We start from the raw sequence: 13,073 nt of genomic DNA on the forward strand, positions 1-13,073 counted from the left end.
CGTCTATCCATCCTTGTGCGTCCGGAACCATGTTTCCGGATCAACGGGCCTGTTGTTCTCTCTTACCTCTATATAGAGCGTTTCTGACCGATCAGTTCCAGTGCCATCACCGCTTGTTGACAAAATCGCGCCGATTTCCGGCAGATCGCCGGGCATCAATCCCACCGGAGAGCCCTCGGGGATCACCTGTCCGGGTTCGCCGTAAACCTCCTGCAGGCCCGAGAACACGAACAGGAGCCCCGGCTGCGGTTCCAGGATGATCAGGTTGCCAAGATCCAGCAGCGGCCCGCGATAGCGAATCGTGGCGGCCGTGGGCGACACCACCAGCGCACGCGGCCGGGTGGCCAGAACAAGGCCGGGCCGGGTGACGCCGGCCGCATCGGTTTCCCCCGACCGGTGCACGACAACGCCCTGCGTCGGCAGCGGGATCCGGCCCTTGCGATCGGAAATGTCGGCATCGGTCTCGGCAATTTCACCGGCCGAGATCTCGGCCAGGCCGCTGGCGAACCCGTCCAGCGTTTCGGTGGACGAGATCAGGATCGCCGTGCGCACCGGATCTTCGACGAAACGGCGCGGCAGGTCGGTACGGTCGGCGATGGCCTCGCTCAACCGGGTGCGGGCGTCCTGCACCTGCTCCAATCCTTCGGTCAGGGTTTGCGCCGCGCTCTGCTGCAGCCGGCGCAGGGTCTGCACCTCGTCCAGATCGCGGGCCAGCGCCCGGGCCCTGGCGTTCAGGCCGGGGGTGACCTCGGACAGCATCATGCCCGTGCGCGCCGCCCCCAGCGGCCCGGCCGGGTGCAGCATCAGAACCGGTGGCGCCGTGGTTTCGATGGTTTGCAGCACACCCAGCAACTGGCGGATTTCGCGTTCCCGTGCGTTCAGCTCGGCGGTCAGCTGGCTTTCGCGCAAAGCCGCCCGGCGCAGCCCGTCGCGCATGGCGGCCAGCCCGGCCTCGTAGGCCTGGATCGTCTCGGTCAGGGCGCGCACGCGGTCACGGGCGGTTTCGGCCTCGGTCAGCGCGATCGAGGCCTGTTCCAGCATCTGCGCCGCCTCCAGCGCCGCCTGCGCGGGATCCGGCGCGGCCCGGGCCGCCTGCCCCGCCATCAGGACCGCCAGAAGAAGCGCGCGCAGCTTCATGACAGCAGGCTCTGACCCGTCATTTCCGGCGGCTTGGGCAAGCCCATCAGGTCCAGCACCGTGGGCGCCAGATCGGACAGGCGACCTTCGCGCAGGGCTGCGCCCTCAGGTCCGCCAACCAGCGCCACGGGCACCGGGTTCAGCGTGTGGGCGGTATGCGGGCCGCCGGTTTCGGGGTCGATCATGGTTTCGCAGTTGCCGTGATCTGCGGTCACGATCATGGCTCCGCCAGCCTTTTCAAGCGCGGTGACCACGCGGGACAGGCCCTGATCCACGGCCTCGCAGGCCTTGATCGCGGCCTGCAGGTCACCGGTATGGCCCACCATGTCGGGGTTGGCGTAATTGGTGACGATCAGGTCATAGCCGGCCTCGATCGCCTCGACGAACTTGTCCGTCACCTCGGCGGCTGACATCTCGGGCTGCAGATCATAGGTCGCCACCTTGGGCGACGGGGCCATATAGCGATCCTCGCCGGGCTCGGGCGTTTCCTTGCCGCCGTTCAGGAAGAACGTGACATGGGGGTATTTCTCGGTTTCGGCCAGACGGAACTGGCGCAGGCCCTGCTTTGCGACCCATTCGCCCAGCGTGTTGACGATCTCGCGCTTGGGGAAAACGGTCGTCATATAGGCGTTGTGGCCGTCGGAATATTCGACCATGCCCAGCAGCGCCGACAACTGCGGGCGCGGACCGGTGTCGAATTCGGCAAATCCGGGTTCGCCGATGGCGCGCAGGATCTCGCGTGCGCGGTCGGCGCGGAAATTGAGGCAGAAGACCCCGTCACCGTCGCGGACGCCGTCATAGCCGGGCAGAACCGTGGGCGCGATGAACTCGTCCGTTTCGCCCCGGTCGTAGGCGGCCTGAATCGCAGCGCTTGCGGTATCGGCCTGCCCGCCCTGCCCCTTGATGATCGCGTCATAGGCGCGGCCGACCCGTTCCCACCGGTTGTCGCGGTCCATGGCATAATACCGCCCCGACACGGTGACGACACGCGCGTTCGCAGGCAGGCGGCGTTCCAGCTCGGCCAGGAAGTCCAGAGCCGATTTCGGGGCCACGTCGCGCCCGTCGGTAATGGCGTGCAGGGCCACCGGCACGCCCGCCTCGGTGATCGCCGTTGCGGCGGCGATGATGTGGTTCAGGTGCCCATGCACCCCGCCATCCGAGACCAGCCCCTTCAGATGCGCGGTCCCACCCGCCGCCTTCACCTTGGCGATGAAGTCCCGCAGCGCGGCATTTTCGAAGAACGAGCCGTCGTCGATCGCAAGATCGATCTGGCCCAGATCCATCGCCACGACCCGCCCGGCCCCGATATTGGTATGGCCGACCTCGGAATTCCCCATCTGGCCGCTGGGCAGGCCCACATCAGGGCCATGGGTGATCAACCGCGCGTGCGGACCCTTGGACATGATCGCGTCGAAGGTGGGCGTGTGGGCCAGATAGGGCGCGTTGGCCTGCGTGTCGTCGGACAGGCCCCAGCCATCGAGGATACACAGGACGACGGGTTTGGGTGCGCTCATGTCGGGTCTCCGGTAACTGCTCTTGTCCGTTCTTCTATCCCCTGCCTGCCGCATCGTGAACCGCCTTTTGCGGCGATGCGCCCCGCGCCGGGTTATTTCCTGATCTGCTGCCAGGGCCGCGCCTTGCGGCCGCGATACTTGACCGTCAGCTCGGGCGGGGCGTCGCTTTCGTCATGGGCGCCCAGGATCACGCCCTTGCCGCAACTTTTGGTGCGCATCTCGACCAGCTCGGCCGTCGAGCGCGTGGTGCGCTGCGACGGGCGCCGGGCCCAGGCAAACAGGTGATCATACATTTGCTCGATCACATCCGCATGGGCCGCGCTGTCGCCCAAATCGGTCAGCTCGTCGGGGTCGTTTTCCAGATCGAACAGGATCGGGCGGAACCCGCCTTCGCAATGGATCAGCTTCCACTTTTTCGTGGCCACCATGAACATCGCCGAATCACGCACCGACACGCCCAGCGTTTCCGCGATGGGCGAGGCCGAATAGTCGTATTCGCAAATTACAGATTTGCGCGGGGTCTCGGCCGCCTGCCCGTGCAGGATGGGCAGCAGCGAGTGGCCTTCCAGGATATGGTCGGGCACCGCGCCGCCCGCGACCTCGACGAAAGTGGGGGCCAGGTCGATCGACTCGACCAGCGCGTCGCAGGTGGTGCCGCGCGTGGCATCGGCCTGCTCGGACGGGTCATAGATGATCAGCGGCACTTTGGTCGAAGCGTCGTGGAAAAACGTCTTTTCGCCCATCCAGTGATCGCCCAAGAAATCGCCATGGTCCGAGGTCAACACGATCATCGTGTCGTCCATGCGGCCGGTCTGCTCCATCCAGTCCAGCAGCCGCCCGATCTGGTCGTCGGCCTGCTTGATCAGGCCCATATAGGCGGGGATCACCGCCTCGCGCACATCCTGCCGCCAGAAGGTCTGGCCGATCTTGTTGTGCATGAAGGCGCTCAGCACCGGGTGCGCCTCGGCCCGTTCGTCCTCGGAGCGATTGGGGGGCAGAACATGCTCTGGCCCGTACATCGAGGCAAAGGGCTCGGGGACGATATAGGGCCAGTGGGGCTTTATGTAGCTCAGGTGGCAGCACCACGGGCCGTCATGGGTTTCCATGAATTCCATGCCGCGCGTGGTCAGATAGGGGGTCTCGCCGTCCTCTTCGGCGATGTTCGCGGCCTGCGGCGCGTTTTTCAGGAACCAGCCGGACAGCACGTTGCCGTCCTCGTCCAGACCGGAATTGGCAAAGTCGTGCCAGGGGTTGTCGCTGTCATACCCCTTGTCGGCCAGCCAAGCGTTGTAGGTCTTGGCCCCGTCGGGGTCTTAGAACCCGTCGGGGCCTTCGGGGCGCATCCCGTCGTCGCGCTCGAACACGTCAAAACCGCATTCGGCCACGCGCGCGCCGATCAGGCTGTCGGGCTCCAGGCCCAGCCGTGCCATGCCCTCGGCGTCGGCGCGCATATGGGTCTTGCCGACCAGCCAGCAGTCCATCCCCGCCTTGCGCAGATGGTCGCCCATGGTCAGCTCACCCACCTTCAGCGGGATGCCGTTCCACGAGGCGCCATGCGACTGAACATACCGCCCGGTATAAGTGGACATGCGCGAGCTGCCGCAGATCGGCGACTGGATATAGGCCCGCGTGAACCGCACGCCGCGCGCTGCCAGCCGGTCGATATTGGGCGTGTGCAGATGTGGATGGCCGTAACAGCTCAGGTAATCCCAGCGCAGCTGGTCGAACATGATGAACAGGATGTTGCGGGCCTTGGCCATTCAGTGCTGCGCGCCCTGGCTTTCCATCTGCTCCACCATCCGGCGGGCGCGCTTGCATTGCAGCTTGTCACGCAGGGGGCTGTTGGGGTCCACGTCCTTTTGGCACACCACGCATTTGTCGGCGCCCGAGATCGCGTTCAACCCGCCGCAACTGCCCTTGATGGTCTTGCCCATCAGCATCACGCCCAGCGACATGCCGACCATGATGATCAGCAGCAGAACAAACGCGAGGATAAAGGTGCTCATCGGCCGGCCCGCCCTTCAGTTCGATCCCAGCGCATCCTTGAACGCGCTGCTTTGTACAGTGATATAGGCATCTTCGCCGCCTGTCACATCCCGCGAGATGAAAAACACCGCCAGACCCAGCTGATCGGCCAGTTTCAGCCCCCGTTCCTGCCCCAGCGCCAGCATCGCAGTGGCCCAGGCATCGGCCAGCATCGCATTTTCGGCCAGAACCGTGACCGAGGTCGTCCGGTGCGTGATCGGGCGCCCGGTGGTCGGGTCGATGATGTGCGAATAGCGTATGCCATCCTGCTCGAAGAAGTTCTTGTAGTCGCCCGAGGTCGCCATGCCGCGGTTGTCCAACGGCACGATGAACTGGATGGTCTGCGACCCGGTTTCGGGCTTTTCGATGCCGATGCGCCAAGCCTCGCCCTTGTCGTTCTGACCGCGGGCCACCAGATCGCCGCCGATCTCGACCATGTAGTTCTCGATGCCGGCCTCTCGCAGCGTCTCGGCCACGGCATCGATCCCGTATCCCTTGGCGATGGCCGACAGGTTGATCCCCACGCCCGGCTGCGCCTTGGCCAGCGTCCCGGCCTGCGCATCCAGCGTCAGCAGGCGCGCCTGCCCCACCTGTTCCAGCGCCGCCGCGATCTCGGCATCCGACGGCACCGGGTCTTCGGGCTTGCGCGGGCCGAAGCCCCACAGCTCGATCAACGGGCCAAGCGTCACGTCGAACACGCCGCCGCTTTGGTCGTGCACCTGGTTGGCCGCCGCGATCACATAGGCGAACTCTTTCGACACCGGCATCGGGTCGGTGCTGGCCGAGGCGGAAAAGACCGAGACCTCGGAATTCGGGTCCCAGTTGGACATCTTGGCGTTCACCTGCGCCAGAGTTTCCTCGACGGCGGCGGACAGGGCATCCTCATCCAGATCTTCGCCGATCGCGGTGACGTGATAGGTGGTGCCCATGGTTTCGCCCGACAGGCGAACCACCTCGGGGTCCTTGTCGAACAGGCAGCCAGCGACGAACAGGGTCAGGGCCAGGGCAAGCAGTCGGCGCATCGCGTGATCTCCGGGTAATGTATCGTGGCGCGTATGCCAGCGCCCCCGGTCAGAGTCAAACCGGCCTCAGACCTTCAGCGGCAGAAAGCCAAGCGCCAGCAGCCCGATGGCCGCCGGCAGACCGAACAGCCACGCGCGTTTCTGCCAGCCCGGGGGCTGTTCCTTCCACAGTTTGCGGAAGTTGTGGCCACAGACCACCACCCCGAAAAAGATCAGCGCGGCAACGGCAGGGGTCAGATGCAGGTTCGACACGCGGCCCGGGTTTCCTTTTGGTCTGGCGCGGTTGCGCGGGCTTTCGGAAATTGCACCCTATACAGGTGCGCATCCTGCGGTAAGGTGAAAGGACGGCACCAGTGAAGGAGGAGACCGCCCATGGCCCCAAGCTCTTACCAGCCCCCGACACGCGGCGACAAGCCCGAGAGCAGCACCTACAGCCAGTCGGTCGAGTCGAATCTGTCGCAGACCCAATCGACCGTGGCGAAGCTGCTGGAAGGCAAGGGCGAAGACGTGATCGCGGTCCGGCCCAATGACACGATCCACACGGTCGTACAGATCCTGAAGGACAAGCGCATCGGCGCGGTCGTGGTCACCGATCAGAACGGCGCGCTGCAGGGGATCCTGTCGGAACGTGACATCGTGCGCCGCATGGCCGACACGCCGGGACAGACCCTGCCCCAGTCGGTTCAGGATCTGATGACGCGCGAGGTACGGACCTGCACGCCCGACGACCTGCTGATCGAGGTGGTGAAAACCATGACCGAAGGTCGATTCCGCCACATGCCGGTGCTGCGCGACGGGCATCTGTGCGGCGTCATCACCATCGGCGACGTGGTGCAATTCCGCCTCAAGGAGCTGGAATACGAAGCCCTGCGCATGAAACAGATGATCGTCGGCTGACCGGTAATCAGGCCTGCACCGGGCCGGTATTCAGAAACCGGACCTTGCCGGGCCCGATCTCGGCCGCCGTCAGCCGGCCCGTGGCAAAGGCGCCGGTATCGATCGAAACAACCCGGTTCCGAATCCGGGGCTGGGGTACGATCGTGTGGCCATGAACGACCCACATCCCATCGGACCTGGGACGTGTCAGGAATTCCGGATGACCCCACAGGCACACGTCCCGAGATTGCCTGTCGCAGTCTTTCCGCGGATCAAGAGCAGCATGAACGATGGCAACGTTCCCGTTCGACCAAGACAAGGGAAGCCCCTCAAGCCAGTCAAGCAAGGGCGCGCCCATCGCGCGCCGCAACTGATCGGCTGCACCGACGGCCTGGTCTGTCGTCATGTCCGGCGTCAGTCCACCGAGCCCGAATGACAGCAATGTCTGGTAGCCGCCGTTGCGCATCCAAAGCCTGTGTGTCCGTTCGGGATCATGCAAGAATCGAAGCAGCATTTCTTCGTGATTTCCCAAGAGACAGACGACCAGGCGGGTCGCGCCGCCACTGAGATGGCGAAGGTGGCGCAGGACTTGGGCGCTGTGATCACCACGGTCGATGTAATCACCCGTGAAAACGACCGGGACATCCGGGTCCAGTTGCGTCAGGATCTGCTGCAGCAGATCCAGTCGCCCATGGATGTCGCCCACGACATAGAAGCGATGTTCTGGCGCCAGCGTGGCCGTGTTGCCGGTCGGGGATGCTCCGACAAGTTTCTTGATCCATGATCTCAACATCTGGTCCTGTCAGTATCCCGAAGACCCCAGGACAGCAACGATCAACCTTGCGGGGCGAACGGGGAAATTTCGCTTGACCTTGTCGGGGCGAAAGCGTCCCTGATGGTCTGGTTGATGGACCAGAGGTCGGGAGAAGGCATGAAACGGGTTTTGGTGACGGGTACGGCGGGATTCATCGGGTTTCATTTGGCACGATTGCTGCTGTCCGAAGGGTTCCAGGTGCACGGCTATGACGGGATGACCGACTACTACGACGTCACGCTCAAGCAGCGCCGGCATCAGATGCTGCTGCAGACGCCTGGCTTTTCCGCAACCGAGGACCTGCTGGAAAACCAAGACCGCCTGATGCAGGTCGCCGAGGACTTCCGGCCCGACATCGTCGTGCATCTCGCCGCGCAGGCGGGCGTGCGTTACAGCCTGGACCATCCGCGCAGCTACGTGGAGTCCAACGTGCTGGGCACGTTCAACGTGATGGAGGTGGCCCGCACGCACAAGGTCGAGCATCTGCTGATGGCCTCCACCTCGTCGGTCTATGGCGCGAACGAGGACATGCCGTTTTCCGAGCTGGACAAGGCCGACCACCAGCTGACCATCTATGCCGCCACCAAGAAGGCAAACGAAGCGATGGGCCATTCCTATGCCCATCTGTGGGACCTGCCGACCACGATGTTCCGCTTCTTTACCGTCTACGGCAACTGGGGCCGGCCCGACCTGGCCTATTTCAAGTTCACCGACGCCATCCTGCACGACCGGCCCATCGACATCTACAACAACGGCGAGATGTACCGCGACTTCACCCATGTCGATGACCTGGTGCGCGGCATCCGCCTGCTGATCGACGCGGTGCCCGAACGGCCTGCGTCAAAGGCGGATATCGCCGAGGGCGACAGCCTGTCGCCCGTCGCGCCCTTCCGGGTGGTCAATATCGGCAATTCCGACAAGGTCCGGCTGATGGATTTCATCGAGGCGATCGAGGAAGCGGTCGGCAAGAAAGCCATTCGCAACTACATGCCGATGCAGATGGGGGACGTGCCTGCGACCTGGGCCGACACCGCGCTTCTGCAGCGCCTGACCGGGTTCAGGCCGCAGACCGACATCCGGGACGGGATGAAATCCTTCGTGGCGTGGTACCGCGACTATTACGGCATCGACGCATGAAAAAACCGGCGCCCAGGGCGCCGGTTTCAAGGTTGTTCATCCGCCGAAATCGTCCAGCATGATGTCTTCGCGGTCCACGCCCAGTTCCAGCAGCATGTTGATGACCGACTGGTTCATGATCGGCGGGCCACACATGTAGAATTCGCAATCCTCGGGCGCCGGGTGATCCTTGAGGTACTGCTCGTACAGCACGTTGTGGATGAAGCCGGTGAAGCCCTCCCAGTTGTCGCCCGGCTGCGGGTCGGACAGGGCCACGTGCCATTCGAAATTCTCGTTCTCGGCGGCCAGCTGATCGAAATCGTCCACATAGAACATCTCGCGCCGCGACCGGGCGCCGTACCAGAAGGTGATCTTGCGCTTGGTCTTCAGCCGCTTGAGCTGGTCGAAGATGTGGCTCCGCATCGGGGCCATGCCCGCGCCGCCGCCGATGAAGACCATCTCCTTGTCGGTGTCGCGCGCGAAGAACTCGCCGAACGGACCCGAGATCGTGACCTTGTCACCCGGCTTGAGGTTGAAGATGTAGGACGACATCTGACCTGGCGGGATGCCCTCGGACCCCGGTGGGGGCGAGGCGATCCGCACGTTCAGCATGATGATGCCCTTTTCCTCGGGGTAGTTGGCCATCGAATAGGCGCGCTCGATCGGCTCGGTCACCTTGGACTTGTACTGCCACAGATTGAACTTGTCCCAATCCTCTCGGTACTCCTCGGCGACGTCGAAATCCTTGTAGTCGACCTCGTGCGGAGGGGCGGCGATCTGGATGTAGCCGCCGGCGCGGAAATTCACGTCCTCGCCTTCGGGCAGTTCCAGCACCAGTTCCTTGATGAAGGTCGCCACGTTGTCGTTCGACCGGACGGTGCATTCCCATTTCTTGACGCCGAAGACCTCTTCGGGAACCTCGATCTTCATGTCCTGCTTGACCGCCACCTGGCACGACAGACGGTCACCATGGGCGGCCTCGCGCTTGGTGATGTGGCTTTCTTCGGTCGGCAGGATCGACCCGCCGCCTTCTAGAACCCGCACGCGACACTGCGCGCAGGTGCCGCCGCCGCCGCAGGCGGACGGGACGAACAGTTTCTCGGCCGCCAGCGTCTGCAGCAGCTTGCCGCCCGCGGGCACCGAGATGGTTTTCTCACCGTTGATGGTGATGTTGACGTTGCCTGTCGAGACCAGCCGCGACCGGGCCACCATGATGATGGCCACCAGCGCCAGCACGATCAGGGTGAAAAGGACAACGCCGAGCGAGAAAGTTTCCATGCCCCTGCCCCTTTACAGTTTGACGCCCGAGAAGGACATGAAGGCCATCGCCATCAGACCTGCGGCGATGAAGGTGATGCCAAGGCCCTGCAGCCCGTCGGGAATGTCGGAATATTTGAGTTTTTCGCGCACGCCCGCCATGGCGGTGATCGCCAGCGCCCAGCCAAAGCCCGAGGACAGGCCATAGGTCGCCGCCTCGGCGAAGTTGTAGTCGCGTTCGACCATGAACAGCGATCCGCCCAGGATGGCGCAGTTCACCGTGATCAGCGGCAGGAAAATCCCCAGCGCGTTGTAGAGCGGCGGAAAATACTTGTCCAAGATCATCTCGAGGATCTGCACCATCGCCGCGATCACGCCGATATACGAGATCAGGCCCAGGAAGGTCAGGTCCACATCCGGGAACCCGGCCCAGGCCAAAGCGCCCGGTTTCAGCAGATAGTTCAGCAGCAGGTTGTTGGCCGGCACGGTGATCGCCTGCACCAGCATCACCGAGATCCCCAGACCCAGCGCCGTCGAGATCTTTTTCGACACGGCGATGAAGGTACACATGCCCAGAAAGAAGCTGAGCGCGAGGTTTTCGACGAAGATGGCCTTCACGGCCAGTGAGATGAGCCCTTCCATCAGTGCGCCTCTACCTGCTGGATCTTGTATTCACGTTCCTCGACCTGGTTCGGCTTCCACGTGCGGAAGGCCCAGATGATCAGGCCGATGATGAAGAAGGCCGACGGCGGCAGCAGCAGCAGGCCGTTGGGGACGTACCAGCCACCGTTGTTCACGGTTTCCAGGATGGTCACCCCGAACAGAGAACCCGAGCCGAACAGCTCGCGGATGATGCTGACCAGCATCAGGATCAGGCCATAGCCCATGCCGTTGCCCAGACCGTCGATGAAGGACGCCACCGGCGGGTTCTTCATGGCAAAGGCCTCGGCCCGGCCCATCACGATGCAGTTGGTGATGATCAGGCCCACGAAGACCGACAGCGTTTTCGAGATCTCGAAGGCGTAGGCCTTGAGGATCTGATCGACCAGGATCACCAGCGACGCGATGATGACCATCTGCACGATGATGCGGATCGAGCTGGGGATCTGGTTGCGCAGGCACGAGATGAAGAAGGACGAAAACGCCGTCACGAACATCACCGCCAGCGCCATCACGAAGGCCACCTGCAGCGACGAGGTCACCGCCAGCGCCGAGCAGATGCCCAGCACCTGCAGCGTGATCGGGTTGTTGTCGACAAGCGGGTCGACCAGCAGATCTTTCTTGGTCTGTGACATCAGATCTCTCCTGCTTGCAGCTTGGCCAGGAACGGAGCATAGCCCGCGTCCCCCATCCAGAATTTCACCAGGTTGTCCACGCCGACCGTGGTCAGGGTCGCGCCGGCCAGCGCGTCGATGTAGAAGTCCGGCCCGGCAGCGGGCATGGATTTGGCGACGGTGATCTGCAGATTGCCGGACTCATCCCGCAGCTTCTTGCCGTTCCACAGGGCTTTCCAGCGCGGATTGTCCACCTCGGCACCCAGGCCCGGCGTTTCACCGTGCTGATAGAATTGCAGCCCGTAGATGTCGTTGCCGTTTTCCTCGAGCGCGATGAAGCCGTACAGCGTGGACCACAACCCATAGCCGTGGATCGGCAGGATCACCTTGTCCAGCGCGCCGTTTTCGTCGCGCAGCAGATAGATCACGCGATATTTCGCCTTGCGGCCGATTCCGGCGGGGTCGTTTTCCAGAGGCTCGCTCAGTTCGGGGTCGCTGGCGGCGGCGATGTCGTCGAAGGTGGCCGGGTCGAACCGGTCATCGACGAATTCACCCGTCGCAAGCTCCAGAACGTGCGGTTCAAACGCGGCAAACGCCTGAGCCACGTCGATGCCTGGTTCATAGACGCCCGCGACCTGCAGAACGTTGATCTGCTTGTCCTTGAGCTTGTTGGCCTCTTGCACCGGGCGCAGACTGACCGCCGCGGCCGACACGATCATCGAAGCGACCAGGCACACGGCGACGGCGATGAAGATCGTCTTGCCCACCGAATCCGGCGAGGCCGCCAGGAACCGGGCGATGACGCCCTTGGGTTCAGGGGATTGCGTATCAGACATGGCGACGCGCCCTCCGTTTGATGTTTGCCTGCACTACGAAATAGTCGATCAGCGGCGCAAAGACGTTGCCGAACAGGATGGCCAGCATCATGCCTTCGGGGAAGGCCGGGTTCACCACACGGATCAGCGCGACCATGACACCGATCAGCGCGCCATAGATGTAGCGGCCCATGTTGGTGTGGCTGGCCGAAACCGGCTCGGTCACCATGAAGGCCAGGCCGAACGCATAACCGCCCAGCACGACGTGCCAGTACCACGGCATCGCGAACATCGGGTTGGTGTCCGATCCGATCAGGTTCAGCAACAGGGTAAAGCCGATGGTGCCGGCCAGACATCCCAGGATCAGGCGGTAGTTGGCGATCTTGGTCATCAGCAGGAAGGCCAGACCGATCATGCAGGCCAAGGTCGAGGTCTCGCCAAAGCTGCCCTGAATGGTGCCATAGAAGGCATCCCACCAGGTGATGCCCTGAGCGGCCAGCGCCTGATATCCGTCAGCCGCCGACACCGCCAGCGCCGTCGCGCCGGAAAAGCCATCGACCGGGGTCCAGACCGCGTCACCCGACATGGATGCGGGATAGGCGAAATACAGAAAGGCCCGGCCCACCAGCGCGGGGTTGAGAAAGTTCTTGCCGGTGCCACCGAACACTTCCTTGCCGATGACGACGCCGAAGATGATCCCCAGCGCCACCTGCCACAACGGCGCGGTGGCCGGCATGATCAGCGTGTACAGCATCGAGGTGACAAGAAAGCCCTCGTTCACCTCATGCCCGCGCACGGTGGCAAAGATCACCTCGAAAATGCCCCCCGCGACCAGCGTGACGATGTAGATCGGCAGGAAATACATCAGCCCGTGCATCACGTTGGCAAAGATGCTGGACGGGTCCAGCGAAATGCCCAGGGCCTGCAGGATGGCGATGCGCCAACCGGTCGCCGACTCAGGGCCCAGCGTCGCGATGGCCGAGTTGGCCTGGAACCCGGTGTTGTACATGCCCCACAGGATGCAGGGGATGGTGGCGATCACGACATAGGTCATGATCCGCTTCATATCCACGTAGGAGCGCGCGTGCGGCGCCACGGTGGTCACGGTTTTCGGAGTGTAGATGAAGCTTTCCACCATCTCGTAGATGGGGAAGAACTTCTCGTACTTGCCGCCCTTGGTGAAATGCGGCTCGATCCGGTCAAAGAAGCTGCGCAAACCCATG

13 protein-coding genes and 1 pseudogene are annotated in these 13,073 nt (G+C 63.4%); 2 read left to right on the forward strand and 12 right to left on the reverse strand.

Translation table 11 applies throughout. From position 1 onward, the window contains the following. Positions 1 to 3: 3 nt before the first annotated feature. The 6 genes and pseudogenes from F3H26_RS14035 to F3H26_RS14060 form a co-directional block, all read right to left on the reverse strand. Positions 4 to 1,137, reverse strand: a complete 1,134-nt coding sequence (locus F3H26_RS14035; protein WP_149776646.1) for a murein hydrolase activator EnvC family protein — start codon at positions 1,135 to 1,137, stop codon at positions 4 to 6. Next, positions 1,134 to 2,651, reverse strand: coding sequence for a 2,3-bisphosphoglycerate-independent phosphoglycerate mutase (gpmI, locus tag F3H26_RS14040; protein ID WP_149776647.1), 1,518 nt, complete (start codon positions 2,649 to 2,651; stop codon positions 1,134 to 1,136). The genes F3H26_RS14035 and gpmI overlap by 4 nt, the downstream gene beginning before the upstream one ends. Before the next feature lie 92 nt (positions 2,652 to 2,743). Then, positions 2,744 to 4,411: pseudogene (locus F3H26_RS14045) on the reverse strand (sulfatase-like hydrolase/transferase). Further along, a complete protein-coding gene (nqrM, locus tag F3H26_RS14050) occupies positions 4,412 to 4,657 on the reverse strand; it encodes a (Na+)-NQR maturation NqrM (protein ID WP_093963352.1) in 246 nt (81 codons plus the stop codon). Between the two features lie 15 nt (positions 4,658 to 4,672). Next, complete coding sequence (locus tag F3H26_RS14055) at positions 4,673 to 5,698, reverse strand: FAD:protein FMN transferase (protein ID WP_149776648.1); 1,026 nt, start codon at positions 5,696 to 5,698, stop codon at positions 4,673 to 4,675. 66 nt (positions 5,699 to 5,764) lie between these two features. Next, complete coding sequence (locus F3H26_RS14060; RefSeq protein WP_149776649.1) at positions 5,765 to 5,950, reverse strand: hypothetical protein; 186 nt, start codon at positions 5,948 to 5,950, stop codon at positions 5,765 to 5,767. Positions 5,951 to 6,070: 120 nt separating this feature from the next. Between F3H26_RS14060 and F3H26_RS14065 the strand changes: the two genes are divergently transcribed. After that, positions 6,071 to 6,595, forward strand: a complete 525-nt coding sequence (locus F3H26_RS14065) for a CBS domain-containing protein (protein WP_149776650.1) — start codon at positions 6,071 to 6,073, stop codon at positions 6,593 to 6,595. Positions 6,596 to 6,602: 7 nt separating this feature from the next. On the opposite strand, the gene F3H26_RS14070 is transcribed toward F3H26_RS14065, so the two are convergent. Further along, complete coding sequence (locus F3H26_RS14070) at positions 6,603 to 7,367, reverse strand: metallophosphoesterase family protein (protein ID WP_149776651.1); 765 nt, start codon at positions 7,365 to 7,367, stop codon at positions 6,603 to 6,605. 138 nt (positions 7,368 to 7,505) lie between these two features. Between F3H26_RS14070 and F3H26_RS14075 the strand changes: the two genes are divergently transcribed. Further along, positions 7,506 to 8,525, forward strand: coding sequence for an NAD-dependent epimerase/dehydratase family protein (locus tag F3H26_RS14075; RefSeq protein WP_149776652.1), 1,020 nt, complete (start codon positions 7,506 to 7,508; stop codon positions 8,523 to 8,525). A gap of 36 nt (positions 8,526 to 8,561) precedes the next feature. Here F3H26_RS14075 and nqrF read toward each other — a convergent pair whose 3' ends face one another. From nqrF to F3H26_RS14100, 5 genes are read right to left on the reverse strand one after another with little or no spacing between them, the layout of a single operon-like run. Next, positions 8,562 to 9,782 carry an NADH:ubiquinone reductase (Na(+)-transporting) subunit F gene (nqrF, locus tag F3H26_RS14080; protein ID WP_149776653.1) on the reverse strand — a complete coding sequence of 407 codons (1,221 nt, stop codon included), beginning with the start codon at positions 9,780 to 9,782 and terminating at the stop codon, positions 8,562 to 8,564. A 12-nt stretch (positions 9,783 to 9,794) separates the two neighbouring features. After that, entirely contained in the window at positions 9,795 to 10,403 is a 609-nt protein-coding gene (nqrE, locus tag F3H26_RS14085; protein WP_149776654.1) for an NADH:ubiquinone reductase (Na(+)-transporting) subunit E, read from the reverse strand. After that, a complete protein-coding gene (locus tag F3H26_RS14090) occupies positions 10,403 to 11,056 on the reverse strand; it encodes an NADH:ubiquinone reductase (Na(+)-transporting) subunit D (RefSeq protein WP_149776655.1) in 654 nt (217 codons plus the stop codon). The genes nqrE and F3H26_RS14090 overlap by 1 nt, the downstream gene beginning before the upstream one ends. Further along, positions 11,056 to 11,871 (reverse strand): Na(+)-translocating NADH-quinone reductase subunit C, encoded by an 816-nt coding sequence (locus tag F3H26_RS14095; RefSeq protein WP_149776656.1) that lies wholly within the window; start codon positions 11,869 to 11,871, stop codon positions 11,056 to 11,058. Before F3H26_RS14095 ends, F3H26_RS14090 begins: the two co-directional genes overlap by 1 nt. After that, positions 11,864 to 13,072 carry an NADH:ubiquinone reductase (Na(+)-transporting) subunit B gene (locus F3H26_RS14100; protein WP_149776657.1) on the reverse strand — a complete coding sequence of 403 codons (1,209 nt, stop codon included), beginning with the start codon at positions 13,070 to 13,072 and terminating at the stop codon, positions 11,864 to 11,866. Before F3H26_RS14100 ends, F3H26_RS14095 begins: the two co-directional genes overlap by 8 nt. Position 13,073 lies beyond the last annotated feature (1 nt).

The sequence above is a fragment of the Ruegeria intermedia genome (assembly GCF_900129345.1).
Classification (GTDB): Bacteria; Pseudomonadota; Alphaproteobacteria; order Rhodobacterales; family Rhodobacteraceae; genus Ruegeria; species Ruegeria intermedia.

Excerpts from the sequence above, each read along its gene's own strand:
- F3H26_RS14035 (WP_149776646.1), bottom strand. The coding sequence starts at position 1,137 with ATGAAGCTGCGCGCGCTTCTTCTGGCGGTCCTGATGGCGGGGCAGGCG.
- gpmI (WP_149776647.1), bottom strand. The coding sequence starts at position 2,651 with ATGAGCGCACCCAAACCCGTCGTCCTGTGTATCCTCGATGGCTGGGGC.
- nqrM (WP_093963352.1), bottom strand. The coding sequence starts at position 4,657 with ATGAGCACCTTTATCCTCGCGTTTGTTCTGCTGCTGATCATCATGGTC.
- F3H26_RS14055 (WP_149776648.1), bottom strand. The coding sequence starts at position 5,698 with ATGCGCCGACTGCTTGCCCTGGCCCTGACCCTGTTCGTCGCTGGCTGC.
- F3H26_RS14065 (WP_149776650.1), top strand. The coding sequence starts at position 6,071 with ATGGCCCCAAGCTCTTACCAGCCCCCGACACGCGGCGACAAGCCCGAG.
- F3H26_RS14070 (WP_149776651.1), bottom strand. The coding sequence starts at position 7,367 with ATGTTGAGATCATGGATCAAGAAACTTGTCGGAGCATCCCCGACCGGC.
- F3H26_RS14075 (WP_149776652.1), top strand. The coding sequence starts at position 7,506 with ATGAAACGGGTTTTGGTGACGGGTACGGCGGGATTCATCGGGTTTCAT.
- nqrF (WP_149776653.1), bottom strand. The coding sequence starts at position 9,782 with ATGGAAACTTTCTCGCTCGGCGTTGTCCTTTTCACCCTGATCGTGCTG.
- nqrE (WP_149776654.1), bottom strand. The coding sequence starts at position 10,403 with ATGGAAGGGCTCATCTCACTGGCCGTGAAGGCCATCTTCGTCGAAAAC.
- F3H26_RS14090 (WP_149776655.1), bottom strand. The coding sequence starts at position 11,056 with ATGTCACAGACCAAGAAAGATCTGCTGGTCGACCCGCTTGTCGACAAC.
- F3H26_RS14095 (WP_149776656.1), bottom strand. The coding sequence starts at position 11,871 with ATGTCTGATACGCAATCCCCTGAACCCAAGGGCGTCATCGCCCGGTTC.
- F3H26_RS14100 (WP_149776657.1), bottom strand. The coding sequence starts at position 13,072 with ATGGGTTTGCGCAGCTTCTTTGACCGGATCGAGCCGCATTTCACCAAG.